Annotated in this window: 31 protein-coding genes; 13 read left to right on the forward strand and 18 right to left on the reverse strand. The window is 61.3% G+C overall.

What is annotated here, in order from left to right; all coding sequences use genetic code 11:
* Positions 1-32 precede the first annotated feature (32 nt).
* The 8 genes from acpS to folK form a co-directional block, all read right to left on the reverse strand.
* Positions 33-452: a holo-ACP synthase gene (acpS, locus tag ACR0FE_RS06615; RefSeq protein WP_480911814.1), complete on the reverse strand. Its 420-nt coding sequence runs from the start codon at positions 450-452 to the stop codon at positions 33-35.
* Between the two features lie 3 nt (positions 453-455).
* Entirely contained in the window at positions 456-920 is a 465-nt protein-coding gene (locus ACR0FE_RS06620; RefSeq protein ID WP_170611925.1) for an ABZJ_00895 family protein, read from the reverse strand.
* Between the two features lie 91 nt (positions 921-1,011).
* Positions 1,012-1,635 (reverse strand): LysE family translocator, encoded by a 624-nt coding sequence (locus ACR0FE_RS06625; protein ID WP_480911816.1) that lies wholly within the window; start codon positions 1,633-1,635, stop codon positions 1,012-1,014.
* Complete coding sequence (locus tag ACR0FE_RS06630; protein ID WP_480812505.1) at positions 1,632-2,378, reverse strand: pyridoxine 5'-phosphate synthase; 747 nt, start codon at positions 2,376-2,378, stop codon at positions 1,632-1,634. The genes ACR0FE_RS06625 and ACR0FE_RS06630 overlap by 4 nt, the downstream gene beginning before the upstream one ends.
* Positions 2,371-3,069, reverse strand: coding sequence for a DUF2062 domain-containing protein (locus ACR0FE_RS06635; protein ID WP_170611931.1), 699 nt, complete (start codon positions 3,067-3,069; stop codon positions 2,371-2,373). The genes ACR0FE_RS06630 and ACR0FE_RS06635 overlap by 8 nt, the downstream gene beginning before the upstream one ends.
* A gap of 16 nt (positions 3,070-3,085) precedes the next feature.
* On the reverse strand, positions 3,086-5,218 hold the full coding sequence (locus ACR0FE_RS06640; protein ID WP_170611933.1) for a RelA/SpoT family protein: 2,133 nt from the start codon (positions 5,216-5,218) through the stop codon (positions 3,086-3,088).
* A 26-nt stretch (positions 5,219-5,244) separates the two neighbouring features.
* The gene (rpoZ, locus tag ACR0FE_RS06645; RefSeq protein WP_170611935.1) at positions 5,245-5,598 is read right to left on the reverse strand and encodes a DNA-directed RNA polymerase subunit omega; all 354 of its coding nucleotides are present in this window, start codon (positions 5,596-5,598) and stop codon (positions 5,245-5,247) included.
* A gap of 94 nt (positions 5,599-5,692) precedes the next feature.
* The gene (gene folK, locus ACR0FE_RS06650) at positions 5,693-6,262 is read right to left on the reverse strand and encodes a 2-amino-4-hydroxy-6-hydroxymethyldihydropteridine diphosphokinase (RefSeq protein WP_480490654.1); all 570 of its coding nucleotides are present in this window, start codon (positions 6,260-6,262) and stop codon (positions 5,693-5,695) included.
* Positions 6,263-6,406: 144 nt separating this feature from the next.
* Between folK and ACR0FE_RS06655 the strand changes: the two genes are divergently transcribed.
* From ACR0FE_RS06655 to ACR0FE_RS06675, 5 genes are all read left to right on the forward strand, one after another.
* Complete coding sequence (locus tag ACR0FE_RS06655) at positions 6,407-6,982, forward strand: LabA-like NYN domain-containing protein (RefSeq protein ID WP_170611939.1); 576 nt, start codon at positions 6,407-6,409, stop codon at positions 6,980-6,982.
* A 191-nt stretch (positions 6,983-7,173) separates the two neighbouring features.
* A complete protein-coding gene (gene ispH / locus ACR0FE_RS06660) occupies positions 7,174-8,124 on the forward strand; it encodes a 4-hydroxy-3-methylbut-2-enyl diphosphate reductase (protein ID WP_170611941.1) in 951 nt (316 codons plus the stop codon).
* Positions 8,124-8,711 carry a class I SAM-dependent methyltransferase gene (locus tag ACR0FE_RS06665; protein WP_480911821.1) on the forward strand — a complete coding sequence of 196 codons (588 nt, stop codon included), beginning with the start codon at positions 8,124-8,126 and terminating at the stop codon, positions 8,709-8,711. Before ispH ends, ACR0FE_RS06665 begins: the two co-directional genes overlap by 1 nt.
* Positions 8,704-9,171 (forward strand): ribonuclease HI, encoded by a 468-nt coding sequence (gene rnhA / locus ACR0FE_RS06670; protein ID WP_480911824.1) that lies wholly within the window; start codon positions 8,704-8,706, stop codon positions 9,169-9,171. Before ACR0FE_RS06665 ends, rnhA begins: the two co-directional genes overlap by 8 nt.
* Before the next feature lie 77 nt (positions 9,172-9,248).
* Positions 9,249-9,851, forward strand: coding sequence for a COG3904 family protein (locus ACR0FE_RS06675; protein ID WP_480911826.1), 603 nt, complete (start codon positions 9,249-9,251; stop codon positions 9,849-9,851).
* On the opposite strand, the gene speB is transcribed toward ACR0FE_RS06675, so the two are convergent.
* From speB to def (ACR0FE_RS06705), 6 genes are all read right to left on the reverse strand, one after another.
* Entirely contained in the window at positions 9,848-10,669 is an 822-nt protein-coding gene (gene speB, locus ACR0FE_RS06680; protein ID WP_480911829.1) for an agmatinase, read from the reverse strand. The genes ACR0FE_RS06675 and speB overlap by 4 nt on opposite strands.
* 63 nt (positions 10,670-10,732) lie before the next feature.
* Positions 10,733-10,969, reverse strand: coding sequence for a GlsB/YeaQ/YmgE family stress response membrane protein (locus ACR0FE_RS06685; RefSeq protein WP_170611951.1), 237 nt, complete (start codon positions 10,967-10,969; stop codon positions 10,733-10,735).
* A gap of 1 nt (position 10,970) precedes the next feature.
* Positions 10,971-11,207 carry a hypothetical protein gene (locus ACR0FE_RS06690; protein WP_170611953.1) on the reverse strand — a complete coding sequence of 79 codons (237 nt, stop codon included), beginning with the start codon at positions 11,205-11,207 and terminating at the stop codon, positions 10,971-10,973.
* 5 nt (positions 11,208-11,212) lie between these two features.
* Entirely contained in the window at positions 11,213-12,127 is a 915-nt protein-coding gene (gene fmt, locus ACR0FE_RS06695; protein ID WP_480911832.1) for a methionyl-tRNA formyltransferase, read from the reverse strand.
* Positions 12,128-12,169: 42 nt separating this feature from the next.
* Positions 12,170-12,664 (reverse strand): peptide deformylase, encoded by a 495-nt coding sequence (gene def, locus ACR0FE_RS06700; protein ID WP_170611957.1) that lies wholly within the window; start codon positions 12,662-12,664, stop codon positions 12,170-12,172.
* The gene (def, locus tag ACR0FE_RS06705) at positions 12,661-13,179 is read right to left on the reverse strand and encodes a peptide deformylase (protein WP_170611959.1); all 519 of its coding nucleotides are present in this window, start codon (positions 13,177-13,179) and stop codon (positions 12,661-12,663) included. The genes def (ACR0FE_RS06700) and def (ACR0FE_RS06705) overlap by 4 nt, the downstream gene beginning before the upstream one ends.
* Positions 13,180-13,273: 94 nt before the next feature.
* Between def (ACR0FE_RS06705) and ACR0FE_RS06710 the strand changes: the two genes are divergently transcribed.
* The 3 genes from ACR0FE_RS06710 to ACR0FE_RS06720 all read left to right on the forward strand — a co-directional run bounded on the left by ACR0FE_RS06710 (position 13,274) and on the right by ACR0FE_RS06720 (position 14,862).
* Positions 13,274-14,446, forward strand: coding sequence for a PatB family C-S lyase (locus tag ACR0FE_RS06710; protein ID WP_170611962.1), 1,173 nt, complete (start codon positions 13,274-13,276; stop codon positions 14,444-14,446).
* A gap of 3 nt (positions 14,447-14,449) precedes the next feature.
* Complete coding sequence (locus ACR0FE_RS06715; RefSeq protein WP_170805951.1) at positions 14,450-14,695, forward strand: L,D-transpeptidase family protein; 246 nt, start codon at positions 14,450-14,452, stop codon at positions 14,693-14,695.
* A gap of 62 nt (positions 14,696-14,757) precedes the next feature.
* Positions 14,758-14,862, forward strand: a complete 105-nt coding sequence (locus ACR0FE_RS06720) for a hypothetical protein (protein WP_480911836.1) — start codon at positions 14,758-14,760, stop codon at positions 14,860-14,862.
* On the opposite strand, the gene ACR0FE_RS06725 is transcribed toward ACR0FE_RS06720, so the two are convergent.
* Complete coding sequence (locus tag ACR0FE_RS06725) at positions 14,859-15,212, reverse strand: hypothetical protein (RefSeq protein WP_170681560.1); 354 nt, start codon at positions 15,210-15,212, stop codon at positions 14,859-14,861. The two genes, ACR0FE_RS06720 and ACR0FE_RS06725, sit on opposite strands and share 4 nt — an antisense overlap.
* 210 nt (positions 15,213-15,422) lie before the next feature.
* Between ACR0FE_RS06725 and ACR0FE_RS06730 the strand changes: the two genes are divergently transcribed.
* On the forward strand, positions 15,423-16,412 hold the full coding sequence (locus ACR0FE_RS06730; protein ID WP_321250943.1) for a glutathione S-transferase family protein: 990 nt from the start codon (positions 15,423-15,425) through the stop codon (positions 16,410-16,412).
* On the opposite strand, the gene ACR0FE_RS06735 is transcribed toward ACR0FE_RS06730, so the two are convergent.
* Positions 16,394-16,756, reverse strand: coding sequence for a response regulator transcription factor (locus tag ACR0FE_RS06735; RefSeq protein ID WP_170611970.1), 363 nt, complete (start codon positions 16,754-16,756; stop codon positions 16,394-16,396). The genes ACR0FE_RS06730 and ACR0FE_RS06735 overlap by 19 nt on opposite strands.
* A 183-nt stretch (positions 16,757-16,939) precedes the next feature.
* Between ACR0FE_RS06735 and ACR0FE_RS06740 the strand changes: the two genes are divergently transcribed.
* From ACR0FE_RS06740 to ACR0FE_RS06755, 4 genes are all read left to right on the forward strand, one after another.
* On the forward strand, positions 16,940-17,905 hold the full coding sequence (locus ACR0FE_RS06740; protein ID WP_480911838.1) for a threonine-phosphate decarboxylase: 966 nt from the start codon (positions 16,940-16,942) through the stop codon (positions 17,903-17,905).
* Positions 17,902-18,822, forward strand: a complete 921-nt coding sequence (cbiB, locus tag ACR0FE_RS06745; protein ID WP_480911840.1) for an adenosylcobinamide-phosphate synthase CbiB — start codon at positions 17,902-17,904, stop codon at positions 18,820-18,822. The genes ACR0FE_RS06740 and cbiB overlap by 4 nt, the downstream gene beginning before the upstream one ends.
* 11 nt (positions 18,823-18,833) lie before the next feature.
* Positions 18,834-19,997, forward strand: a complete 1,164-nt coding sequence (locus ACR0FE_RS06750; protein WP_480911842.1) for a lytic murein transglycosylase — start codon at positions 18,834-18,836, stop codon at positions 19,995-19,997.
* Between the two features lie 146 nt (positions 19,998-20,143).
* Entirely contained in the window at positions 20,144-20,827 is a 684-nt protein-coding gene (locus tag ACR0FE_RS06755; RefSeq protein WP_170611978.1) for a DUF1194 domain-containing protein, read from the forward strand.
* A gap of 73 nt (positions 20,828-20,900) precedes the next feature.
* Here ACR0FE_RS06755 and ACR0FE_RS06760 read toward each other — a convergent pair whose 3' ends face one another.
* Both ACR0FE_RS06760 and ACR0FE_RS06765 read right to left on the reverse strand, forming a co-directional pair.
* Positions 20,901-21,251: a hypothetical protein gene (locus ACR0FE_RS06760; RefSeq protein ID WP_170611980.1), complete on the reverse strand. Its 351-nt coding sequence runs from the start codon at positions 21,249-21,251 to the stop codon at positions 20,901-20,903.
* Positions 21,252-21,304: 53 nt separating this feature from the next.
* A complete protein-coding gene (locus tag ACR0FE_RS06765; RefSeq protein WP_480911845.1) occupies positions 21,305-24,760 on the reverse strand; it encodes a chromosome segregation SMC family protein in 3,456 nt (1,151 codons plus the stop codon).
* Between the last annotated feature and the right edge of the window lie 120 nt (positions 24,761-24,880).

Consider the following 24,880-nt stretch of genomic DNA (forward strand, 5'->3'; position numbering starts at 1 on the left):
GGGTTGCTACATGCGGGTCGGCCGGGGGCAAGTCAAGGCTGCGCGAGGCGATCTTGAACGGGGCGCGCCTCGATCACAACAAAGGCCTGCGCCCAAGGGTGGTCGTCCGTCAGGGTGACGTGGATGATGGCCTCATAACCTTCGGGCGTTATTTCCTTCAGCCGTTCAGCGGCCCAGCCGGTGACGTGCATAACGGGCTGGCCGGTGCGCAGATTGGTCACGGCCATGTCCTTCCACGCAATGCCCATGCGCAGACCAGTGCCCAGCGCCTTGGAACACGCCTCTTTCGCGGCCCAGCGTTTGGCGTAGGTTCCGGCGGTGTCGTGGCGGCGCTCGGCCTTGCGCTGTTCGATGTCGGTGAAAACACGGTTGCGGAACCGGTCGCCGAACCGGTCGAGCGTGCCCTGAATGCGGTCGATATTTGCGAGGTCTGTGCCGATGCCCAGGATCAAACGTTACATTCCCTTTTGAGCGTTCTTTTCCAGTGCTTTAAGTTCTCTTTTTGCCGCCATGGAAAAGAAAATTCGGACCGAAATGAAGACAATAACGATATAGAAAAGCATCACGCCAATGAATACCCCACTACTGCCGCTGGAGAGTACAGAGGTAAAAACGTAGTAAAAGGTTGGCCCGACTAAGATCAGACCGAGAGTAGATGTCACAACGGCTTCTACACAAATGAAAACCAGAGTCGCCAGCACCGCAAATCGCCATGCCTGGCTAGCTGCCAACAATCGCCCGTTCTCGCGGACATACTTTTGCCCCGAGGCCACCGCCGCTCCGAATACCGGTGCGATCGAAACTGCAAATGACGAAATCTCAAAGTTAAAAAACGCTAAAGATAGCAAATCAATGAATACCATAGCTACGCGTATTGCAATCAACCATAGAGCAAAATTCTGGAGACTCGGTTTTTTCATTTTTCTATTTTCTATTTTCTATTTTCCAAGAGGTTACGCGTCAAACGAGAGGCGTTTCAAACGAGAAGCGTTAGAGTGAAATTTTCTCGCATCACGACACCCGCACCGTCAGTATCTTGTAACTCGCCACGCCAAAGAAACCGGCAAAGGCGAAATCGAACCAGCGGCGGGCGCGGCGGTAGGAGCGAACCATGCGCTCGGACGAGAACAGGAAAGCGTAGCCGATGAAGATCAGCAGTGAGCCTGCGTAGAGCATTGCAAAATAACCCAGCAGCATCGCAAGGCTGGCATCGTTCGGGGCGACTATGGCGTAGATCGAGCCCCAGCTGAGGATCGCCTTGGGGTTGGTCAGGTGGATGGCGGCACCTTTGGCGAAGATCGTGCGGAGCGAGCCAGTGACCGGGTTGCCCAGCGCGACCTCATCCGCGGACAAGGCGCAGCGCAGGGCCTTGAGGGCCAGCCAGCCCAGATAAGCCACGCCGATATAACGGATCACCTCGAACACCCAGACATTGGCCAGCATGATCGCCGACAGCCCGAGCGCCGCCGCGACGCCCCATGCAGCGGAACCGGCGCAGATTCCCAGTGCAAACACCAGGCCCGCGCGACGGCCTTCGTTCATGGCGGTGCCCGCGATGCCCATCGTCGCCGGACCCGGAGAGCCCCCGGCCATCAGCCAGGCAAACCAGATCGCGACAAAGGCGGGCGTGATCATGCGCGCGCCTCATCCATCAGGCGGCGCATCTCGGCAATCGCTGGTGTTAGGCCCCGGAAAATCGCCTCGCCGATCAGGAAATGGCCGATATTGAGTTCGCGCACCTCGGGGAAAGCGGCAACGGGTTTGACCGATTCATAGGTCAGGCCATGGCCCGCGTGAACTTCGAGTCCCAGCGAATGGGCGTATGTGGACATCTCGCGCAGCGCTTCCAGCTCGCGCGCGGCGTCTTCCATGCGGCCTTCGGCGTGGAAATCGCAATAGGCGCCGGTATGCAGTTCGATCACCTCGGCACCGATACGGTGGGCGGCGTCGATCTGGCGCTTGTCGGCGGCGATGAAGATCGACACGCGGCAGCCGACATCGCGCAGGGGGGCGATGAAATGGGCCAGCTTGTTTTCCTCGCGCGCGACTTCGAGCCCGCCTTCGGTGGTGCGTTCCTCACGCTTTTCCGGAACGATGCACACTGCGTGCGGTTTGTGGCGCAGGGCAATTTTTTGCATCTCGTCGGTCGCGGCCATTTCGAAATTCAGGGGCACGGTCAGAACCTCCATCAGCCCGTCGATATCGGCGTCCGAGATATGGCGGCGATCTTCGCGCAAATGCGCGGTGATGCCGTCCGCGCCCGCCTCTTCCGCGATCCTTGCGGCGCGTAGAGGGTCGGGATAGTCCCCGCCACGTGCGTTGCGCACGGTGGCCACGTGGTCGATATTCACGCCCAGACGCAGATAGTTGTCAGACATCACGCGATTCCTTTTTCTGGTTTTGGCCCGAGCCTAGAGGCTTTGTTTCGGGAACGGCAGTCTTTGCACCGGCCAGCCGTTTGATTTCTTCAAACTTCGCCTTGATCTTCGCCCGGCGGCGCTGCTGGTATTTGCGGATCAGCGGCAGGCTGAGATACCCGCAGATTATCCCGGCCAGAAGGCCCGGGAGGACGCCGCCGATCATGTAGGGATAAAATACCTCGCTATAGAAGATACTCAGTCCGTCCCAGTCTGCGACCCGGTCCGTGAACATCGCGAAGAAATTGTCCTTCAGATCGCCCATGGCATCGGCGAACTTGCCCATCAGACCCCGGGTTTCGCTTTTTTCGAACTCGGTTCCCAGCAGGAAATGCCCGGTTTGCAGGCAGATCACACCGATGGGGACATAAGTAAGAGGATTGCCAAAAAACGTGCCGCTGAGGGAGGCCAGGATATTGCCGTTGATCAGCCGCGCGCCGACCGCCGCGACCAGAAAGTGCAGACCATAGAAAGGGGTGAACGCGGCAAAGACCCCTGCCCCGATACCGCGCGCAATGCGTTCGGGCGTGTCAGGCAGGCGACGGACGCGGTGTTTGACATAGTGAAAGGCACGGGTCCAGCCCCCACGGGGATAGACAAATTCCGAAGCGATCCGGGCAGGCGAGCGTCGGTCTCGGCGCTTGAAAACCACTCGTGATCACCCTCTCTCAACCAGCCGCCACTGCGGTTTTAGTCCGATCCCTGAAACGCTCCACCGCGGCAACGTCGCTTTCCGCTTCGAGCATCAGCATCAGCGAATGCAACTGCTCCAGATCACGCAGTTCGACATTGATCAGCAGGCGGTAAAAATCCGGCTTTCGGTCGACAAATTCCAGGTTCGAGATATTGGCCTTTTTCTCGCCGATCAATGTGCAGATTCGCCCCAGCACACCCGCATCATTGCCGATGGTCAGATCAAGTGTCGCGCCATAAACCGCCTGATGGGTGCCGTGATGCCAGTGCAGATCAACCCAGCGCTCGGGCTCATCCTCGAATTCGGACAGGCGGTCGCAGTCGATGGCATGGACCACCACGCCCTTGCCGCGATAGGTGATGCCAACGATGCGTTCACCCGGCAGCGGCTGGCAACAGGGCGCGCGGTCGAATTTCTGCCCCGCCTCAAGCCCGATGACCGCGCGGCGCAGCGGGATGGCATCGCCGTCGTCCTGGGTCAGTTCGGGATAGACGGCGCTGACCACCTCGTGCGCGGTCAGTTCGGCGCTGCCGAGACGGGCCAGCAATTCATGACGATCCTTCAGGCGCAGGTGCTTGGCGGCGGTGTCCAGCGCCTTGTCGGTGGCCTTGCGGCCCACATGTTCGAACCCGGCGCGGGCCAGTTCCTTGCCCAGTTTGATGAACCGCTCGCGGTCAACCTCGCGCAGGGCGCGCCGTATCGAGGTGCGCGCCTTGCCGGTGACGGCAATCTCCAGCCATGTGACCTGCGGCGTCTGGCCATCGGCGGTGATGATGTCCACCGACTGTCCGTTCTTGAGCCGGGTCCACAGCGGCACCCGGATACCATCGACCTTTGCCCCCACGCAGGCATGCCCGATGCGGGTATGGATGGCATAGGCAAAGTCGATCGGTGTCGCCCCGCGCGGCAGTTTCACCACGTCACCCTTGGGGGTGAAGCAGAACACCTGGTCGGAATACATCTCCAACTTGACTGCTTCGAGGAAGTCTTCGTGATCATCCTCGTTGTCGAACTGTTCGGTCAGATTGGCGATCCATTTGGCCGGGTCGACGGCAAACGGGTTTTCCGAGCGCACGCCATCGCGATAGGACCAGTGCGCGGCGACACCGGTTTCGGCAACGTCATGCATCTGGCGGGTGCGAATCTGAACTTCGACCCGTTTGCCGTCACGCCCCGAAACCGTGGTGTGGATCGAGCGGTAGCCGTTCGATTTCGGCTGGCTGATATAATCCTTGAACCGACCGGGCACCGCGCGCCAGCGCTGGTGAATGGCCCCGAGGGTGCGATAGCAATCTTCCTCGCTGGGCGTGATGATGCGGAATCCGTAGATGTCCGAGAGGCGCGAGAAGCCCTGATCCTTTTCCTGCATCTTGCGCCAGATCGAATAGGGTTTCTTGGCGCGGCCAAAGACCTCGGCCTCGATGCCCGCCTTTTCCAGCTCATGCCGCATGTCGCCGGTGATGCGGTGGATCACGTCGCCGGTTTCGCGTTGCAGGGTGATGAAGCGGCGAATGATCGACTGGCGGCCTTCGGGGTTCAGGACGCGGAAGGCGAGGTCTTCGAGTTCCTCGCGCATCCACTGCATCCCCATGCGGCCTGCGAGCGGCGCATAGATATCCATCGTCTCGCGCGCTTTTTGCACCTGCTTTTCCGGGCGCATCGCCTTGATGGTGCGCATGTTGTGCAGTCGGTCAGCCAGCTTGACCAGAATGACCCGCAGGTCCTTGGACATGGCCATGAAAAGCTTGCGGAAGTTTTCCGCCTGCTTGGTTTCGCGGCTGGAGAGTTGCAGGTTGGTCAGCTTGGTGACGCCGTCGACCAGTTTGGCGACCTCATCGCCGAACAGTTCCGAGACCTTGCCATAGCTGGCTTTGGTGTCTTCGATCGTGTCGTGCAGCAGCGCCGTGATGATCGTTGCATCATCCAGACGCTGTTCGGTCAGGATGGCGGCAACGGCAACCGGATGGGAAAAATAGGGCTCGCCGGAATGGCGGAACTGCCCTTCGTGCATCTGCATCCCGAACTCATAGGCGCGGGCGATGCGATCAGCATTTGTCTTTGGGTTGTAGTTGCGGACCAGCGCAATCAGGTCGTCAGCAGAAATCATCCGGTCCGCACCCTCATTCTTTGGGCTTACCCCTGACCCTGTGCCTCCATCAGAGCGCGCAGGAGCTTTTCTTCCGACATGTCGTCATCGGCAGGCTTGTCCGATTCCGCACCCATCAGCAGCGCCATCTGATCTTCTTCCGGCTCATCAACCTCGATCTGGGTCTGGTTGGCTTCGATCAGACGCTCGCGCAGGTCATCCGCGCTTTGGGTTTCGTCCGCAATCTCGCGCAGCGACACGACGGGGTTCTTGTCGTTGTCACGGTCCACGGTGATCGACGCACCGGCAGAAATCTCGCGCGCACGATGGGCGGCGAGCATCACCAGTTCGAACCGGTTCGGTACCTTGTCTACGCAGTCTTCAACCGTCACGCGGGCCATTGAGCGCTCTCCGTTACTGAATCCATGTCAGGAAGGGGATTATCTAAGCGCGAATCCCGGCATTGACAAGCGGGAAATACCGAAAATGCGCGGATCACAGCGGCGTAACCTGCGCAACATCTTCAGGCGGCAGAGCTGCGACCATCTCGGTCACCGTCCGGTCCAGTACGGGATGCTGCCAGTCGGGTACCACGTCCGCCATCGGAACCAGCACGAAAGCCCGGTCCTGAAGGCGTGGGTGCGGCAGGATCAATTGGTCGGGGGCCTGACGGGCCTGGTCCTGCGTCGGCAGGGTGCGCCAGCGGTCATGTTCCGCCCGGTCCGGATGCACCTGGTCGCCGTAACAGACCAGATCCAGATCCAGCGTTCGCATCCCCCAGCGCTGCGCGCGTTCGCGCCCGAACTCATGCTCGACCTCGTGTAGGATCTGAAGCAGGTCTTCCGGTGCCAGATCCGTTTCGATCAAAGCCGCGGCATTGACGTAATCCGGACCCGCACCGGCGGGAAAACAGGGGGTCGCAAAAAAGCGGCTGACAGAGCGAATCACCACACCCCGGTGCGCCAGCGCATCCAGAGATTGACGTAGGGTCATTTCCGGCGCGGCTCCTCTCAGACTGAGATTGGCGCCCAGCGCTACAACCGCGATTAACGAAGAATTAACCATTACACCCCCTATATTCGGCGAATTGCATACTTGCGATACACATTAAAAGCACTAAATTATGGGGTATCGGGGTGCCCATAATTTTTCTCACTCGCTCACTCACGTAACAAGCGGCGCTCTGGATTATACCGGAAGGACCTATTTATGTTTTACAAGGACGAACGGCTGGCGCTGTTCATCGACGGCTCGAATCTTTATGCGGCCGCGAAAGCACTCGGCTTTGATATCGACTACAAGTTGCTGCGTCAGGAATTCATGCGCAGAGGCAAACTGCTTAGAGCTTTTTATTACACGGCGCTACTGGAAAACGACGAATACTCACCCATCCGCCCGCTGGTCGACTGGCTGCACTATAACGGCTTCACCATGGTGACAAAGCCGGCCAAGGAATACACCGACAGCATGGGGCGTCGGAAAGTCAAAGGGAACATGGATATCGAGCTTACTGTCGATGCCATGGAACTGGCACCGCGCGTGGATCATATCGTGCTGTTCTCGGGCGATGGGGATTTCCGCCCGCTGATTGCCAGCCTGCAACGCCAAGGCGTGCGCGTTTCGGTCGTCTCGACCATCCGTAGCCAGCCGCCGATGATCTCGGACGAGCTGCGCCGCCAGGCCGACAACTTTATCGAACTCGAGGACCTGCGCGACGTGATCGGCCGCCCTCCGCGCGAGATGCCCGCTGAGACGCGCAGTGTCGCGGTCGCTGGCGGGCACTGACCCGGCCAACGTTTTCTTGATGGGGAAAAAATATGCGCGGTCAGGATCTGGATCCTGGCCGCGCTTTCTTTAACTAGGAACAGGTGCTGAAACACCATCTTGGTAACACCGATTCATGTCAGATCGATGACGCGGTTCTGTCTGGACCAAGGCCAGGAAAAGAAATACCTGTGCCGTAAGGAGACCGCCCAATGACCAAGCCGCCCCTGACACTCTACCTTGCTGCCCCGCGGGGCTTCTGCGCCGGTGTGGACCGTGCCATCAAGATCGTGGAAATGGCGCTGCAGAAATGGGGCGCGCCTGTCTATGTGCGCCACGAGATCGTGCACAACAAATTCGTGGTCGACGGGCTGCGCGACAAGGGCGCGGTCTTTGTCGAGGAGCTGGACGAATGCCCCGACGACCGACCGGTGATCTTCTCCGCCCATGGTGTGCCAAAATCGGTTCCCGCAACAGCCGCCCAACGCGAGATGATCTATGTCGACGCCACCTGCCCGCTGGTGTCCAAGGTCCATGTCGAGGCACAGCGCCACGCGGATGCCGGGCTGCAGATGATCATGATCGGCCACAAAGGCCATCCCGAGACTGTCGGCACCATGGGGCAACTGCCCGATGGCGAGGTGCTGCTGGTGGAAACCGTCGACGATGTGGCGCAGGTACAGGTGCGCGACCCGGGCAAGCTGGCCTTTGTCACGCAGACCACCCTGTCGGTGGATGACACGCGGGATATCGTAGCGGCCCTTGAGGCGCGGTTCCCCGCCATTGTCGGTCCGCACAAGGAAGACATCTGTTACGCCACCACCAACCGGCAGGAAGCGGTCAAGTCGGTAGCACCGAAATCCGATGCCCTGCTGGTGGTGGGCGCACCGAACTCGTCCAACTCGCGCCGTCTGGTCGAGGTCGCGTCCCGCGCGGGGTGCAATTACGCACAGCTGGTGCAGCGCGCGACCGAGATCGACTGGCGTGCGCTTGAGGGGATTTCCAGCATCGCTATCACCGCCGGAGCCTCGGCCCCCGAAGTGCTGGTCAACGAGGTGATCGACGCCTTCCGCGATCATTACGACGTGACCGTCGAACTGGTCGAGACCGCCGTGGAAAACGTGGAGTTCAAAGTGCCGCGCGTACTGAGGGAACCTGCGTGATGCCGGACCGGAAAACGATCGACGCCTATACCAGCCGGGTATCGGATTATCTGCAGATGCCGCTGCCTGCCGAACAGCTTGAGGCACGACAGGCTTTTGCCGACGCGGTCGGCGCAGGCGGATACGTGCTGGATCTGGGCTCGGGCCCCGGATCGGACAGTGCGTTTCTGATGCGGCAGGGCCTGAAGGTCAGGGCGCTGGATGCCACGCCAGCCTTTGTGGACCATGCCCGCGAGAACGGGGTGGATGCGCATCTGGGTACGTTCGAGGACGTCACCGAAGAGGCCGAATACGACGGCATCTATGCCAGCTTTTCCCTGCTGCACGCCCCACGCGCCGATTTCCCCCGACACCTGAGCGCGATCCACGGGGCACTGAAACCCGGCGGCCAGCTGTTTCTGGGTATGAAGCTGGGTACGGGCGAACATCGCGACGATCTGGATCGGTACTACACCTATTATTCGCAACCCGAGATCGAAACGGCGCTGGCCGATGCCGGTTTCACGCTGGATCGTTGCGTGACCGGGATGGGAAAAGGGCTGGCCGGGTCCTATGACGGGTTCGTTCTGGTTTTCGCCCATGCCTGATCTGTTTGCCTACACCGATGGTGCCTGTTCGGGAAATCCCGGTCCCGGCGGATGGGGTGTTCTTTTGCGCGCGGTGGATGGCGAACGCATTTTGAAAGAGCGTGAACTGAACGGCGGAGAAGCCGAAACCACCAACAACCGGATGGAATTGCTGGCCGCGATCAGTGCGCTGGAAACACTGGAGCGGGCGTCGGAAATCACCATCGTGACCGACAGCGCCTATGTAAAAAACGGCGTCACCGGCTGGATATTCGGCTGGAAGAAAAACGGCTGGAAGACCTCGAACAAGAAACCGGTCAAGAATGTCGATCTGTGGCAGCGGCTGGACGAAGCGCAGTCGCGCCACCACGTGACCTGGGAATGGGTCAAAGGTCATGCCGGACACCCCGAGAACGAGCGTGCCGATGAACTGGCCCGCGCCGGAATGGACCCGTTCAAGCCCAAAAAGGCGCAGGCCTGAGCCGCAGTGTCGCCCTGACCGGTGGACGGGCCATCTGCGCGCTGATACCTCATGGCCGTCACAGTGCGAGTATCCGGATGAAAACCAGCCCAGCCATTATTTGCACCTGCCTGAGCCTGCTGGCGTCATGCGGCACGTTCTACCAGCCTGTGCAGTTTGTCGCCCGGGATGATCAGATCATCGCAACCGGCACAATCGATGAAACCACGCTTGCCGCCTTTGAAAAGGTCGTCGCGCGCAACCCGGACATTCGGACGCTGGTGTTGTTGAATATCGAAGGGTCGGCGGACGATGACGCCAATGTGGTGTTCAGCCGCGCAGTGCATGATGCAGGGTTCGACATCATCGTTCCGTCAAACGGGCTGATTGCGTCTGGCGGAACGGATCTGTTCCTGGCCGGCAAGCGGCGCATTTTGCAGCCGGGCGCCTGCGTCGGCGTTCACAGCTGGAGCGGGGCAGGCATCGTTGCGACCGAAATACCACCCACCGACCCCGAACACGACCGCTATCTGGACTATTTCCGCGATGTCGGCGCGCCCGAGGAGTTCTATTGGTTCACGCTGGCCGCAGCCCCGGCCGAGGGCATGCATTGGATGACCGCGGCCGAGACTGAATTGTTTGGCATGACAACCGACACCGCCCCGCGGCTTGGATCAGCCGAGGTTTGTGACGACCGCTAACGGCGCAGCAGGCGCGCGCCGATTTCCTTGACAAACTTGGCCGCGACCATGGCCGTCATGCCATAAGGGTCGCGATGCGGGTTCAGTTCCACGATATCCGCACCGACCAGCTGGCCCTGAAACCGGTTAATCAGGTCAATGACCTCGCGCGTGCTGAGTCCACCGGGTTCGTGATGCGAGACACCGGGCGCAAAGGCCGGGTCCAGCGCGTCCAGATCCAGCGATAGGTAGACCGGACCTTCGAAAGAAATCTGCAGGTCGGATCGCCAGTTGCGCATGTCGATGACCTCGACCCCGAACTTTTCGGCCTGCTCACGCTGATGGGTGTTCATCGTCCGGATGCCAACTTGCACCAGACGGTTGATCCGGCAGCTTTCCATCACGCGGGCAAAGGGGCATCCATGGCCAAGCGGGCCGATATCCTGTTCGTCATACAGATCGGGGTGCGAGTCGATATGCAGGATGTTCAACCCCTCGTACCGTTCGGAATGCGCCTTGATCAGCGGAAAGGCGACCGAATGATCGCCGCCCAGCGACAACAACCGCGCGCCTGTGGCGATGCGCTCGGCTGCCCCTGTTTCGATCCGGTCAATGGGTTCCTGGCCGCGCATCTCGAACACGTCCAGATCGCCTGTGTCCCTGAACCGGTCGGTCGCGCCCAGATCGGTGCCGTCTTCGGCGGTCAGATTGGCGGCACCGGAATGCAACGCCTCGCGGATGCGGCCCGGGGCAAAGGCCGGACCTTGCATGAATGAGGAATGCAGGTCCAGCGGGACACCCATCAGGGCGACGTCACCCGGTTTCAGATCATGCGGCATTGGACTTCCTTACGTTGCGGATCGGCCGTGATCTGGCCCTTAACGCACCGAAAGGTCAAGACATCAGCGCCGCAGGTAATTCTGCCACAGCCAGATCACCAGAAGCGCGCCCAAAACAGCGCCGACGAAGCCGGAAAGCCAGCCCATCACAGTCACCAGCATCCGCAACACAAAGCCGCCAATCAGAGCGCCAACGATGCCAATCAGCATGGTGGTGGGAATATCGGCCTCGATCCGCATCAATCGCGTGGCGAGGAAACCTGCGGCGGCTCCGATCACGATCAAGGCGACAACCGGCATGTCATTTCCTCCAATGCGTCGGCACGATGATCAGGGCCCCGATGGAGGACAGCATTGCGTCCAGACCGGGCGGGCCAAAGCTGATGCCGAACATGATACGGACGAAATAGAACAGAAAAGCCCCGCCAACGCAGATGATGATCGAGGGCAGATATCCGTTATGCGTAAAGCCCGTCTTTTCAGCCAGATACCCCACAATTCCGGCGATCACGACGGTGCCCATCAGGATCATGAACATTCAGCTTACTCCGCAGACATCCGGGTGCCGGTTGGGATCGGCCAGCCCCGCAGAAAGGTTTCCCTATCCTGCGCGCCTTTGCCCGCCCTTTGCAAGCGCAGCAGTTCGACCGCCCCGTCACCGCAGGCCACGCGCAGGGTTGCATCCAGAACTTCGCCCGGTGCGCCCTGCCCTTCGGCCAGACGCGACCCCAGCAGCTTGATGCGCTCGCCGCTGATATCCGTCCATGCGCCGGGAAACGGTGACAGGCCGCGGATCTGGCGATCAACCTCGACGGCGGGCCGTGCCCAGTCGATGCGCGCCTCGGCCTTGTCAATCTTGGTGGCATAGGTCACGCCATCATCGGGCTGCGGCTCGGGTGTCAGATCAGGCAGTTTGGCAAGCGCTTCGACAATCAGCCCGGCACCCATGCCGGACAGCCGGTCGTGCAATTGGGCCGTCGTCTCCTCGGACCCGATATCAGTTGCCCGACGCAGCAGGACCGGGCCGGTATCCAGTCCGGCCTCCATCTGCATGATGCAGATACCGGTCTGCGCATCCCCCGACATGATCGCCCGGTGGATCGGGGCGGCGCCGCGCCATCGCGGCAGCAGGCTGGCATGGATGTTCAGACACCCCCGCGCGGGCGCATCCAGAACGGGTTGCGGCAGGATCAGCCCATAAGCGACAACAACGGCCACATCTGCCTTCAGTGCCGCGAATTTGGCCTGTTCTTCGGTTGATTTCAGCGAAACGGGATGGCGGACAGTCAGGCCCAGCGCCTCGGCGCGGGCGTGTACGGGGGTCGGACGGTCTTTTTTCCCACGTCCGGCCGGGCGCGGCGGCTGGCAATAGACGGCGGCGATCTCGTGCCCGGCCTCGACCAGCGCATCCAGCACCGGGACCGAGAAATCAGGGGTTCCCATGAAGATTATGCGCATCGTCGGCTCCGGAGGTGCTGGGGTGCCGGGCTGAAGCCCGGCCTACGTGAGTTTCTTGGCCTTGCGCAGCAGCATGTCGCGTTTGACCTTGCTGAGGCGGTCGAAATACATCCGTCCGTTCAGGTGGTCGATCTGATGCTGAACGCTTGTCGCCTCGATCCCGACAAAGTCGCGGCGGTCGACGACGCCCTGTTCATTGATATATTTCACCGTCACCGCGCGCGGACGCTTCACCTTGGCCGACACACCGGGCAGGTTCGGGCTGGCCTCATCATGCTCGCGCAGCTCAATGGAACTGTGCAGGATTTCCGGGTTCGCCAGCCGGATCGCCCGGCCCCGCTCGGTCGAACCGTCGACTACGGCCAGCCGCAGCATGACGCCGATCTGAGGCGCAGCGAGGCCAACGCCCGGCATCGCCTCCATCGTGTCGATCATGTCGTTCCAGATGGCGCGAATTTCGTCGGTGATCTCGGTGACGTCATCGGCCTTGGTGCGCAGGCGCTTGTCCGGCCAGGGCAGGCAGGTGCGGACGGTCATGTCCGGGCCCGTTCACGTTTGAGCTTCTGCATCTTGCGGGTGATCATCTGGCGTTTGAGCGGTTTGAGATAGTCGATGAACAACTTTCCGTTCAGGTGGTCGATCTCATGCTGAACGCAGGTTGCCCACAAACCGTCAAATGTTTCGGTGCGTGCATTGCCGTTCTCGTCCATCCAGGCCACGTCCACCACCTTGGGCCGGGTCACTTCGGCATACTGTTCAGGGATCGACAGGCAGCCTTCCTCATAGACATTGGTTTCTTCCGAGGCGGCGATGACTTCCGGGTTGAACATGATCAGCGGGCGCGGCGCTTCGCCCTCTTCCTTGACGCAATCCAGCACGATCAGCCGCTCGAGTACGCCGATCTGCGGCGCGGCAAGGCCAATGCCGGGCGCATCATACATCGTCTCCAGCATGTCATCGGCCAGCGTGCGCAGCGCGTCCGTCAGGTCGGCCACAGGCGCGCAGACCTTTTTCAGGCGGGGATCGGGATGGATCAGAATATCACGTTTCATGAGGCTGATTTAGGGCAACGCGCGCCCAGCCGCAACGCCCCCCTTGCGCTTGTGTCAATAGTGGCTAGCTTTCGGCGTGACAAATGGAGCAGACATGACTTTCAACGACCCGATCGACCGCCGCGAAACCAACTGTACCAAGTGGGACAAGATGGAACAATTGTACGGGGTTTCACCCCGGGACGGTTTGGCGATGTGGACGGCGGATTCCGATTATGCCACCGCGCCTTGCGTGATTGAAGCGGTGCGCGCGGCGGCCGATCAAGGGACTTTCGGGTATTCCTGGCAGCACCCGCAATACCTTGAGGCCATCGCCTGGTGGATGAAAACCCGGCACAACTGGCAAATCGACACTGACTGGGTGCTGTCCGCCCAAGGCCTGGGTAATGCCATTGCACTGTGTCTGGATGTCTGGAGCGAACCGGGTGATGGCGTGGTCATTTTCCCGCCGGTTTACCACGAGTTTGCCCATAAGGTGAACAAGACCGGGCGGCGCGTCGTGGAATGCCCGTTGGTGCGCGACGGTGATACTTACGCGCTGGATCTGGAAGATGCGCAGTCGCGGCTGGACGGGTCCGAGAAGCTGCTGCTTTGGTGTTCGCCGCAGAACCCGTCGGGCCGGGTCTGGACGCCGGATGAACTGCGGGCTGTTGCCGCCTTTGCAGAACGCAACGGGCTACTTCTGGTTTCAGACGAAGTTCACCACGATCTGGTCTATCCTGGAAACACCTTCGTGCCGATGGATGTCGCCGCCCCCGAGGCACGGCCCCGGACGGTGACGCTGACGGCGGCGTCCAAGACGTTCAACATCGCGGGTCAACGCACCGGCAACCTGATCATCCCCGACGACAAGCTGCGCGCCACGATGCGGCACCGGCTTTACACGCTGGACTATGATCCATCCGCTCTGGGCGTTGCCATGGTTACCGCCGCCTATTCCCCTGCGGGGGCGGAATGGGTCGATGCGCAGATCGCGCATCTGATCGACAACCGGAAACTGTTCGATGCCGCCATCGCCGAAATTCCCGGACTGTGGTCGATGCCGTTGCAGGCGACCTATCTGGCCTGGGTCGATTTCTCGGGCACCGGGATGGATCACGCCGAATTTGTCCGCCGCCTGCGCGAGGATGCAAAGATCGCGACCTCATCGGGGCCCGGTTTCGGCACGGGCGGCGAAACGTTTGAGCGGTTCAATCTGGCGACCCAGAAATCACGGGTCGAAGACGCCTGCGCCCGGCTGAAACGGGCGTTTGGCGACTTGCAGTAACAGGTGCGCCGAGCCTTTTTGATCGAGGAATCTGCCCGGCGCCTGACCGCTACTCTGAAGGGCGCGGTGGTGATGCAGCCCGATATCGCGCTGGGGTTTGCAGCGGATGGCAATAAGGTACGGGGAGGCGACGGCAATACGCCCGAGGGTATTTTCGCCGTCAATCGCGACAATCCGCAAAGCGCATTTCACCTGTCCATTGGGATTGACTATCCGCAACCGAAGGGCATCGCCCTTGCGCGGCAGTAGGGGTTGATCCCCGTGGCGATATTTTCATCCACTGGCAACCCATCGGCATTGTCGGACCGACCTTGCCCGGCGATTGGACAGCAGGCTGCATTGCGACTTCCAATATCGAGATAGCACAGTTTTGGAGCCTTACGGAACACGGTAGGACGGTGGAAATCCGCCCCTAGTCCTCATGCCCCAGAAGTGCAATCGGCGCATCGGGGGATCGGTAGAAATCCAGCGGAGCGCTGTCGGCGGCAACGGTGTTGCGCTTGAATTCATAGCGCATTTCGCCCGCTTCCTCTTCATCGGCGATGATCAGGCATTGGTACAGGTGGGTTGCTCCGTCATAGATGTCGACCAGCCCGCGCAAGCGCGGGGTCGTCGCGGCCTCGACCGAGAAACCGTCTTTCCACAATTTGAGGATCTTGAAGTAATTGTCGCCCATCTCCACCCGCAAACGGCTGGTTTTCTTCAATGTGGCGATTCGCGCGGCGTCCAACTCGGCGCGCATTTCCTTTGAAACATACGTACTCATACAAAAATTCCCCTTCGGTGCCCTTTATTGTGAGGGCATGGATGTAAAAATCCAGTGAACCGGGTCACATGGCGCGGCTTGCCAATGATCTGTTGCACGAAAATCCCAGCGCCGGATGTGCACGGGCGCAGACCGGTTGCGCGCTTGGTGACGTAGGAAGGTTCGGCGCGGCATCATATGTTTTGGGGAACTGCAAACGGAGGAGCCGATATGGGCCTGTTGATCGACGGCACGTGGCATGACACCTGGTATGACACCAAATCAACCGGCGGAGCTTTCAAACGCTCGGCCGCGCAGTTTCGCAACTGGCTGACCGCCGATGGCAGCCCCGGCCCGTCGGGCAAGGGCGGGTTTGCGGCGGAAAGCGGGCGCTATCACCTGTATGTCAGTTTTGCCTGCCCCTGGGCGCACCGCACGCTGATCTTTCGGGAACTGAAGGGTCTTCGCGATCATGTCTCCGTGTCGGTGGTCAACCCGGACATGCTGGATCAGGGGTGGACATTCGAACCGGACGCGCAAGGTGCCACGGGCGACACGCTTTATGATCTGACCCATGCGCATCAAATCTACACCAAAGCCGATCCTGCCTATTCGGGTCGTGTGACCGTGCCGATCCTTTGGGACAAGGCGCAGGAGACGATCGTGTCGAACGAAAGCTCGGAAATCATCCGGATGTTTAACAGCGCCTTCAACGGGATCACCGGCAATACCGATGACTATTGGCCCGAGGCGATGCGGGATGAGATCGAAGCCGTCAACGCCCGCATTTATTCCGACGTCAACAACGGTGTCTACAAATCAGGCTTTGCCACCACACAGGAAGCTTACGACGCGGCCGTGCATCCGTTGTTCGACACGCTGGACTGGCTGGAGGAGAGGCTGGCCCGGAACCGCTACCTAATGGGGGACCGCGTGACCGAGGCCGACTGGCGGCTGTTCACCACCCTGATCCGGTTCGATCCAGTCTATCATCTGCATTTCAAGTGCAACAAACGGCGGCTGATCGATTACCCGAACCTCTGGGCCTATACGCGCGAACTGTATCAGTGGCCGGGCGTCGCGCAGACGGTGAACATGAACCACATCGTGCGCCACTATCACTATAGCCACGACAGCATAAACCCGCATCGCATCATTCCCGTGAACCCGGTGCTGGATTATTCAGAACCGCACCGGCGCGATCAGCGACCCGCCGCGTAATGCTCGATCATCGCCGCCAGATCCTCTGGCGGCGTTTCGCTTTGCACATAAGCGCAGGCATTGGGACTGTGGGCAAAGATCGAACCGTCCGAGAAGAACGTTGTGTTGGTGACAAAGATCACCCGCGCCTCGGGGCGGCGATAGCTGGCAAAATCCGCAACCGCCAGCGCGCTACCGGTTTCCAGAACCAGGTCAAGCACGATGACATCAAAGGCCGTTCCGTAAAGCGCAAGGATCGCAGCCTCCTGCCCGGCGACGAGCGTAACGATCGCGCCTTGTCTTTCCAGATGCCTTTTCCAGACCCGACCAAGGTCGGGGTTACTCTCAACAATCAGAACATTCATTTGCAACAACCTCGGCACTTGATAAGGTGAACGGTGCCGACCCCCGTAATTCGTGATCACGCGATTTCCTTAACAAAGTGTTAATGGCGGCCCTGAGGGGCTCTGATCACGCGGATTTGCTTGTCAAAAAGGCAAAAATCCGCTTGAAGCGGGCTGAATCGGGCGTTTTGGGGCAGAATTCACATGATCGGCGGTGATAACAACCTGAACCCGCGCAGCAACCGGGATCACGGCGGCGGGCTGGACGGGGCCATCCGGTGCTATGGCGGCACGCGCAGCGACTGGATCGATCTGTCTACCGGGATCAACCCTCATCCCTACGATGTTTCCGGGCTGGTGCCATCGGACTGGACCGAATTGCCCGATCACGGCGCGTTCGAGCGTCTGACACAGGCTGCGCGCCAGTTCTGGTCGGTTCCCGATGAGGCCGCGATTCTGCCCGCGCCAGGCGCGTCGGCCCTGATCGCCCGCATTCCCGCGCTTGCAGCAACGGGGCGGGTCCGGATCACGATGCCCACCTATAATGAACACGCGGCGGCGTTTGCCGCACAGGGCTGGACGGTCACCGGGGACGGCGCGGCCGAGGCCCGGGTGATCGTGCACCCCAACAACCCGGATGGCCGGATCTGGGCCGAGCGCGACGCCGATTCTCCGCTGACTGTGATTGACGAGAGCTTTTGCGACGTCACACCCGGCGCCTCACTGATCCGTCTGTCGGACCGTCCCGGCACAATCGTTCTGAAAAGCTTTGGCAAGTTCTGGGGGCTGGCGGGGTTGCGGCTGGGCTTTGCCGTCGGTCCGAAGGACATGATCGCCCGACTGAACGATCTGACCGGGCCATGGGCGGTATCGGGTCCGGCCCTGCGTATCGGAACCCGGGCGCTGCAGGACACCGGCTGGGCCGAGGCCACCCGTGCAAGGTTGAGTGACGAAGCCGCACAGCTGGACAGGCTGGTCACGCACAAGGGCGCAAGGCTGGTCGGGGGAACGACCCTGTTCCGCCTCTACGAGGTGGACAATGCCGCCGCCTGGCAGGACCGCCTGGCCCAGGCCCATATCTGGAGCCGCACCTTTCCTTATTCCGAAACCTACCTGCGTCTTGGCCTGCCGCCCGCCAACGGCTGGGACAGGCTTGAGGCCGCGCTGTGACCGGCGCGTTCGTGCTGATCTGCGCCATGTCCCTGGACGCTGCGCTGGGTGAACCGGACTGGCTGTGGTCGCGGTTGCGTCACCCTGCAGTGGTATTCGGCAATGCAATCGGCTGGCTGGACAAGCGCCTGAACCATGGGGCCATGCGACGGCTCAAGGGTGTCGGGGTTGTCGTCCTGCTGGTTGTTGCGTCGGTCCTGATTGGCTGGGCGCTTTCGTTTCTGGGATGGATGGCCGAGGTCGTGATCTGCGCCATCCTGCTGGCGCAGAAATCGCTGGTGTCGCATGTGAAGGACGTCGCGGACGGGTTGCGAGTATCCCTGCCCGAAGGGCGCGCGAAGGTCGCCATGATCGTGTCGCGTGATACGCGCGACATGAGCGAGGCGCAGGTTGCGCGCTCGGCCATCGAAAGCGCCGCCGAGAACCTGAGCGACGGGGTGATCGCGCCGGCCTTCTGGTTTCTGGTCGCGGGGCTTCCGGGCCTGCTGATCTACAAGGCCGTGAACACCGCCGACAGCATGATCGGCTATCGCAACGACAAATATCGGGAATTCGGCTGGGCTGCGGCCCGGTTCGACGATCTGCTGAACCTGATCCCGGCCCGGCTGACCGGCCTGATGATCGTGGCGTTGTCCGGACAATGGAACCGCTGGCCTGAAATTACAGGGGATGCGCGCCAGCATATCTCGCCCAATGCAGGCTGGCCCGAAGCCGCTATGGCGCGGGCGCTGAACGTGGCACTGGCCGGCCCGCGCAGCTACGACGGGCAGGTGCGCGATCTGGCATGGGTCAATGGCGAAGCCCCGCGCGAGATCGGCGCGACAGAGGTTTTCCGCGCATGTGACATGCTTTGGCGGGTTTGGGGGCTTGCACTGGGCCTCGTGTCGGTGTGGGTTGGGCTTAACTTTATTTTCTGACGGGCACACTCATGCGTTTTCTTTCCGGCCTGATCGCCGCCACCCTGTTTGCCGCCCCTGCCTTTGCCCAATGCGGCGGCGGGTTCAATTCCTTTGTAAAGGGCCTGAAAGACGAAGCCATTGAGCAGGGATTCGACACATCCACCGTGGACGGCTTTTTCAATGGTGTTCAGCAGGATGGCGCAGTGCTGAAAGCCGACCGGGCGCAGGGCGTGTTCCAGAAACCCTTCATCGAGTTTTCCCGTCGCCTGATCTCGCAGAACCGGATCGACCGGGGCAAGGCCATGTCAGGAAAATACGATGCGGTGTTCGACCGGATCGAACGGGAATACGGCGTCTCACGCGGCGTGTTGTTAGCGTTCTGGGCGTTCGAGACCGATTACGGCGCGTTTCAGGGCAATTTCAACACCCGCAACGCGCTAGTGACGCTGGCCCATGACTGCCGCCGCCCCGAACTGTTCCGGCCGCAAATCTTCGCGGCAATCGAGCTGTACCAACAAGGCAATTTCGACCCGGCCCGCACCACCGGGGCATGGGCGGGCGAGATCGGAATGGTGCAGATGCTGCCGCGTGACATTCTGGAAAACGGTGTCGACGGGGACGGCGACGGCAAGGTCTCATTGAAGACATCCGCGCCCGATGCGCTGATGTCGGGGGCAAAGATGCTGTCGCATCTGGGCTGGCAACCGGGTCAGCCGTGGCTGCAGGAAGTCACGGTACCAGCGCAGATGGATTGGTCGCTGTCCGGCCCCGGCAAACCGCGGCCTGTGTCAGAATGGCAGGCGATGGGCGTTCAGGCGCGCGATGGGACGTTGGCGGATTTGCCCGCCTCGCTGATCCTGCCGCAGGGTCACAAGGGCCCAGCCTTTCTGGCCTATCCGAATTTCGACGTTTATTTCGAATGGAACCAGAGCTTTGTCTATGTTCTGACCGCCGCCTATTTCGGAACACGCCTTGAAGGCGCGCAGATCTACAATGCGGGCAATCCGGCGCAGGGCCTGTCCGGTGCGCAAATGAAGCAGTTGCAGGGCAAGCTGCAGGCGCGCGGGCATGACGTGGGCAAGATCGATGGCATTCTGGGCGCTGGGACACGCGCTGCGGTGCAAGCCGAACAGGTCCGGTTGGGGCTGCCTGCGGATGCGTGGCCCACGGCGGAGTTGCTGGGGCGGTTGTGATCAAATCTCTGCTTTGAGCCCAGACCGGAACATATCACAGAAGGATGTTCCGAAGCTTCAAGTGTTCTGGCAACGCCGATTCTGACGAATCCCGGGCGATATGCTATCGTTCTTTCATCAAACACGTTGCAAAGGAGCGCTTCACGATGATCCCTTTGGCACGCATTGCCCTATTGGCGCTGCTGCCGACCTGCCCGGCAACAGCAGAAGAACCAGAATGCTCGACTGCCCTTGCGTTTGCACTCGATGTTTCGGTCAGCGTGGACGATGCCGAACACAAAATGCAGCGTGAAGGCCTCGCTGCCGCACTGTCCGACCCATCAGTACGAAGCGTGATCCTGTCCAGACCTGATGCTGTTGCGCTGATGGCCTACGAATGGAGTGGTTACCACCAGCAAACGATCATCTCTCCTTGGAAATTTATCCACAACGAACAGGATTTGTCCGGGTTCATTGAGCGCTTGTTCGTCCATCAGCGCGGAGCGGCCGAATATCCGACCGCAATAGGCGCTGCGCTTAGTTTCGGAGCGACTAAACTTAGCGAGGTGTCTTGGTGTGACCGGCTTGTTCTCGATGTTTCCGGTGATGGTATCCACAACCACCGCTACCCGCCAGAAAGCGCTTACAGACACTTTCCTTTCGAGCGCGTGACCGTCAACGGGCTAGTGATCGAAGGGGCCGAGACAGAGGTTCAAGCTTACTATGCGAACCATGTAATTTCTGGACCCGGCGCATTTGTAGAAATCGCGAACGGCTATGCGGACTACGCGCGGGCCATGAAGAGAAAGCTGCTACGGGAACTCCAAGATCAGCTGCTTGCAGCGCGATAGCAAATAAAGCGCATGGCAGCTTAGCCCGCCTAGCAGCCAGTGGATGAAATGATCGACGGTGCACGCCTCGCTCTCACTCCGGCCGCACCGGATAGCGGTTCCCCTTCTGATCAATCATGATCAGCCGTTCACCACTGCGGACATACAGATCACAGCGGCTGAAGCCGTTGCGATAGGCGATGCAAACGCTGCCGTCCTCGGCGATGGAATAGGTGCCGAACGCGGATTCGCCGCTGGCGTAGGTGTAGGAATAGGCCCCTCCCACCGAGTATTTCGATTTTCCGTCGTCGTAGAATGTCAGCGTGCGGCCCGCCAATGCGTCCAATTCCTGCGCGCTCAGGGGGACGTCTCCGGGTTTGGTGGGCCATTCTGCAGCCGCAAGCGGGCTGGCTGTCAGCAGGGCAATGATCAGAAAACGGGTCATGCCCCACCCTACCCTGCGCGGGTCTGAATTGGGCATGACATTGCAGTGATGGATCAGGCGACCATCTGCTCGGCCTTCTTGAGGTCGACCGAGACCAGTTGGCTGACGCCCTGCTCCTGCATGGTCACGCCAAACAGCCGGTCCATCCGCGCCATGGTCACGGCGTGGTGGGTGATGATCAGGAAGCGCGTGTCGGTCTGGCGGCACATCTCGTCCAGCAGATCGCAGAAGCGCGTGACGTTGGCGTCATCCAGCGGCGCGTCAACTTCGTCCAGCACACAGATCGGTGCGGGGTTGGCGAGAAAGACGCCGAAGATCAGCGCCGTCGCCGTCAGCGTCTGCTCACCGCCCGACAGCAGGCTGAGGGTCGAGAGTTTCTTGCCCGGCGGCTGGCACATGATCTCAAGCCCCGCGTCCAGCGGATCGTCGCTTTCGACCATGACCAGATTGGCCTCACCGCCGCCAAACAGGTGTTTGAACAGCATGGCGAAGTTCGCGTTCACCTGTTCGAATGCGGTCAGCAGCCGTTCGCGCCCTTCGCGGTTGAGGCTGGCGATGCCGCTGCGCAGGGCCTTGATCGCTTCTTCCAGGTCGGCCTTTTCGCTGTTCAGGGTGTCGAACTCCTCCTGAACCTCCTTGGCATCCTCTTCGGCGCGCAGGTTCACCGCGCCCATCGCGTCGCGCTGACGCTTGTGGCGGTTCACTTCGGCCTCCAGCGCATCTGCGGCGGGCATCTGGTCGGGGTTCGTGTCCAACCGGTTCAGCAGCTGGTTCGGGGTCAGTTGCTGATCCTCGGCAATGCGTTCGGCTGCGGCAACGACGCTTTCTTTCGCCGCATCACAGCGCGCTTCGGCGGCGGCGCGGGATTCGCGGGCTTCCGAGGCATGGCGTTCCGCCTCGCGCTCGGCCAGGACCACCTCGCGCTGCTGGGTCTCGGCCTCAGCCAGTTTGTCGGCGGCCTCGGCCCGGCGGGCCTCCGCCGCTTCGATCAGTTCGTTTAACTCCTCGCGGGCCTCGGCAATCTCGCCGGGGGCGGCCATAGCATCGGACAGTTCCTCTTCCGAGCTTTCCTTGCGTTCAGCCAGTTCTGAGATACGCTTTTCCGCCGTCTCCAGACGGTGCTTCCAACCGCTGAGGTCTTTCGTCACTTCTTGCGAGCGTCGGGTCCGCGCCTCGCCCTCTCGGCGCAATTCGTCATGGGTCGAGCGGTGGGTCAGCATTGTGATCCGCGCCGCCTCGACCGTCTGCTTGATGTCCTCGACCTGCGCCCGGGCACTGTCGAGGTCGCCCAGACCGCTCAATGCGCCTTCGGCCTCGCGCAACTGGACACGGGCGGACATGGCGTCCTCTTTATGGCGATCCACTGCAAGGGACAGGGTTTCCAGCTTGCCCTGCGCCAGGTTGCGGTCGGCCTCCGCCCGGCTCAGCAGGCGGGCGGTTTCGGCCATGCGCTGATCGGCAGCACGGCGGGCTTCGCGCGCGCGGCGATCGGCTTCGGTCACATCCGCCAGTTTCCGAGACAGCGCCTCGTGCGCGGCGCGGGCACCATCGGCCTGCGCTTCGGTACGGGTCAGTTCCTGCTTAAGCGCTTCCAGCTTGTTGAGCTGTTCAAGCCGCAGGGCCGCCGCGCTTGGCGCATCCTCGGCCCAGGCCCTGAAACCGTCCCAGCGCCACAAATCGCCGGACCGCGACACCAACCGCTGGCCGGGCTTCAGAGAAGCTTGCAGTCGCGCGCCCAGATCGGCATCCACCAACCCGATTTGCGCAATCCGGCGGCTGAGGCGATCCGGCCCCGAGACATGCAGCGCCAGCGGTTCCGCACCGTCGGGCAAGGGCTGATCATTGTCATATCCCGCAACCTGAACCCAGCCGGAAGGACCGTCGCCTTCGACCAGGGGCGCGCGCAGATCGTCGGCCAACGCAGCCCCCAGCGCCTTTTCATAGCCCGGCGCCACACGCAGCAGATCAAGCACCTGCCCGCCTTCGGCCGTATCCCGTTCGACCAGTTTGGCCAGCGCCATGGTTTCCGCGCGAATGGCCCCCAACTCCCCTTCGGCTTCGGACCTTTGCGCGCGGGCTTCCGCCTCGCGTGCCTGCGTGTCGTTGCGCAGCTCGTCAGCGGCGGCCAGAGCTTCCTCGGCGGCTTCGGCGGCTTCGCGGGCTTCTTCCTCACCGTCCTGCGCGACCTCAAAGGCTTCGCTGGCACGGGTCAGGGCAGCTTTGGCCTCATCCACGGCGGCGCGCGCCTTGTCTTCTTCGGCCTCAGAGCGGGACAGGGTCTTGCGGCTGTCCTCGACCAGCCGCTGCGCCGACTGGTGGCGGGCGACGAGGCGGGCCATGTCCTCGGTTTCCTGCGACAGGTGATCCTCGCGGTCCTGCAGCACGGATGCGGCTTCGCGCGCGATTTCGGCAGCCTCGGAGACTTTGTCGTCATGACCTTCGGCCGCTTTGGCCAGCTCACGGGCTTCCCATTCCAGACGCTCGATCATCTCGCCTGCGTCGCGGTTCAGCCCGGCTTCGCGTTCGATATCGTTGCCAAGTTGCTTGATGCGGTTGGTCAGGGTTTCGATGGTTTGGCGTGCGCGGGATTCCTGATCGGAAAGCTGGTCGCGCTGAACCTGCTGGCGCTGCAGGACGGCGGCGGCGATGGCTTCTTCCTCGCGCAGCGGTGGCAGGGTTTCTTCGATCTCGGCGCGTTTGGCGGCAGCCGCGCGGGCTTCGGCCTCGGCGCGCGAGGCTTCGGTGATGCGGTCGCGCAGTTTTTCCTCGGCCTGCTGGCGGGCCATGTCGGCCTCTTTCCAACGACGATACAGCAACATCCCTTCAGCCTGCCGCAGTTGTTCGCCGATCTCGCGATAGCGGGCGGCCTGGCGGGCCTGACGGGCGAGTTGCGCCAGTTGGGTGCCCAATTGTTCCAGCACATCATCGACCCGGGTCAGGTTGGCTTCGGTTCCTTTCAATTTCAGCTCGGCCTCGTGCCGGCGCTGATACAGGCCCGAGATACCCGCCGCCTCTTCAAGAATGCGGCGGCGCGCGCGGGGTTTGGCGTTGATCAGTTCGGCGATGCGGTTTTGGCCGACCAGCGCCGGTGAATGTGCACCGGTCGAGGCATCGGCGAACAGCATCTGCACGTCACGGGCGCGCACGTCCTTGCCGTTGGTCTTGTAGGCGCTGCCCACATCGCGGGTGATGCGGCGGACGATCTCAAGCTGGTCGCTCTCGTTGAACCCGGATGGCGCCAGACGTTCCGAGTTGTCCATGGTCAGGACCACTTCGGCGAAATTGCGGGCGGGGCGCGTGGCAGCGCCGGCAAAAATCACATCCTCCATAGCGCCGCCGCGCATGGATTTCGGGCGGTTTTCCCCCATGACCCAGCGCAGTGCCTCGAGCAGATTGGACTTGCCGCATCCATTCGGACCCACCACACCGGTCAACCCGTCCGCGATGATCAGATCGGTCGGATCAACAAAGCTTTTGAAGCCGGTCAGTTTGAGTTTGCTAAAGCGCAATGGCCGCTGGGTCCCGTGATTCCTATGAGTAGGAAGTCTGCGCAACCGAAGGGGGAGGTGTCAACGGAGATACGCAGTATATGGACCAATGATCCGAGTTATCCACAATATCTTGCCAAA

Source organism: Ruegeria sp. K7, from assembly GCF_056531785.1.

What these genes read in the sequence shown, in the direction of transcription:
- ACR0FE_RS06755 (WP_170611978.1), top strand. Translation starts at nt 20,144, where the DNA reads ATGATCCCTTTGGCACGCATTGCCCTATTGGCGCTGCTGCCGACCTGC.
- ACR0FE_RS06640 (WP_170611933.1), bottom strand. Translation starts at nt 5,218, where the DNA reads ATGATTTCTGCTGACGACCTGATTGCGCTGGTCCGCAACTACAACCCA.
- rpoZ (WP_170611935.1), bottom strand. Translation starts at nt 5,598, where the DNA reads ATGGCCCGCGTGACGGTTGAAGACTGCGTAGACAAGGTACCGAACCGG.
- ispH (WP_170611941.1), top strand. Translation starts at nt 7,174, where the DNA reads ATGACCAAGCCGCCCCTGACACTCTACCTTGCTGCCCCGCGGGGCTTC.
- ACR0FE_RS06685 (WP_170611951.1), bottom strand. Translation starts at nt 10,969, where the DNA reads ATGCCGGTTGTCGCCTTGATCGTGATCGGAGCCGCCGCAGGTTTCCTC.
- fmt (WP_480911832.1), bottom strand. Translation starts at nt 12,127, where the DNA reads ATGCGCATAATCTTCATGGGAACCCCTGATTTCTCGGTCCCGGTGCTG.
- ACR0FE_RS06710 (WP_170611962.1), top strand. Translation starts at nt 13,274, where the DNA reads ATGACTTTCAACGACCCGATCGACCGCCGCGAAACCAACTGTACCAAG.
- ACR0FE_RS06665 (WP_480911821.1), top strand. Translation starts at nt 8,124, where the DNA reads ATGCCGGACCGGAAAACGATCGACGCCTATACCAGCCGGGTATCGGAT.
- ACR0FE_RS06625 (WP_480911816.1), bottom strand. Translation starts at nt 1,635, where the DNA reads ATGATCACGCCCGCCTTTGTCGCGATCTGGTTTGCCTGGCTGATGGCC.
- ACR0FE_RS06735 (WP_170611970.1), bottom strand. Translation starts at nt 16,756, where the DNA reads ATGAATGTTCTGATTGTTGAGAGTAACCCCGACCTTGGTCGGGTCTGG.
- rnhA (WP_480911824.1), top strand. Translation starts at nt 8,704, where the DNA reads ATGCCTGATCTGTTTGCCTACACCGATGGTGCCTGTTCGGGAAATCCC.
- def (WP_170611957.1), bottom strand. Translation starts at nt 12,664, where the DNA reads ATGACCGTCCGCACCTGCCTGCCCTGGCCGGACAAGCGCCTGCGCACC.
- speB (WP_480911829.1), bottom strand. Translation starts at nt 10,669, where the DNA reads ATGCCGCATGATCTGAAACCGGGTGACGTCGCCCTGATGGGTGTCCCG.
- ACR0FE_RS06750 (WP_480911842.1), top strand. Translation starts at nt 18,834, where the DNA reads ATGCGTTTTCTTTCCGGCCTGATCGCCGCCACCCTGTTTGCCGCCCCT.
- ACR0FE_RS06655 (WP_170611939.1), top strand. Translation starts at nt 6,407, where the DNA reads ATGTTTTACAAGGACGAACGGCTGGCGCTGTTCATCGACGGCTCGAAT.
- ACR0FE_RS06630 (WP_480812505.1), bottom strand. Translation starts at nt 2,378, where the DNA reads ATGTCTGACAACTATCTGCGTCTGGGCGTGAATATCGACCACGTGGCC.
- ACR0FE_RS06760 (WP_170611980.1), bottom strand. Translation starts at nt 21,251, where the DNA reads ATGACCCGTTTTCTGATCATTGCCCTGCTGACAGCCAGCCCGCTTGCG.
- ACR0FE_RS06620 (WP_170611925.1), bottom strand. Translation starts at nt 920, where the DNA reads ATGAAAAAACCGAGTCTCCAGAATTTTGCTCTATGGTTGATTGCAATA.
- ACR0FE_RS06725 (WP_170681560.1), bottom strand. Translation starts at nt 15,212, where the DNA reads ATGAGTACGTATGTTTCAAAGGAAATGCGCGCCGAGTTGGACGCCGCG.
- ACR0FE_RS06675 (WP_480911826.1), top strand. Translation starts at nt 9,249, where the DNA reads ATGAAAACCAGCCCAGCCATTATTTGCACCTGCCTGAGCCTGCTGGCG.
- ACR0FE_RS06730 (WP_321250943.1), top strand. Translation starts at nt 15,423, where the DNA reads ATGGGCCTGTTGATCGACGGCACGTGGCATGACACCTGGTATGACACC.
- ACR0FE_RS06740 (WP_480911838.1), top strand. Translation starts at nt 16,940, where the DNA reads ATGATCGGCGGTGATAACAACCTGAACCCGCGCAGCAACCGGGATCAC.
- def (WP_170611959.1), bottom strand. Translation starts at nt 13,179, where the DNA reads ATGAAACGTGATATTCTGATCCATCCCGATCCCCGCCTGAAAAAGGTC.
- folK (WP_480490654.1), bottom strand. Translation starts at nt 6,262, where the DNA reads ATGGTTAATTCTTCGTTAATCGCGGTTGTAGCGCTGGGCGCCAATCTC.
- ACR0FE_RS06690 (WP_170611953.1), bottom strand. Translation starts at nt 11,207, where the DNA reads ATGTTCATGATCCTGATGGGCACCGTCGTGATCGCCGGAATTGTGGGG.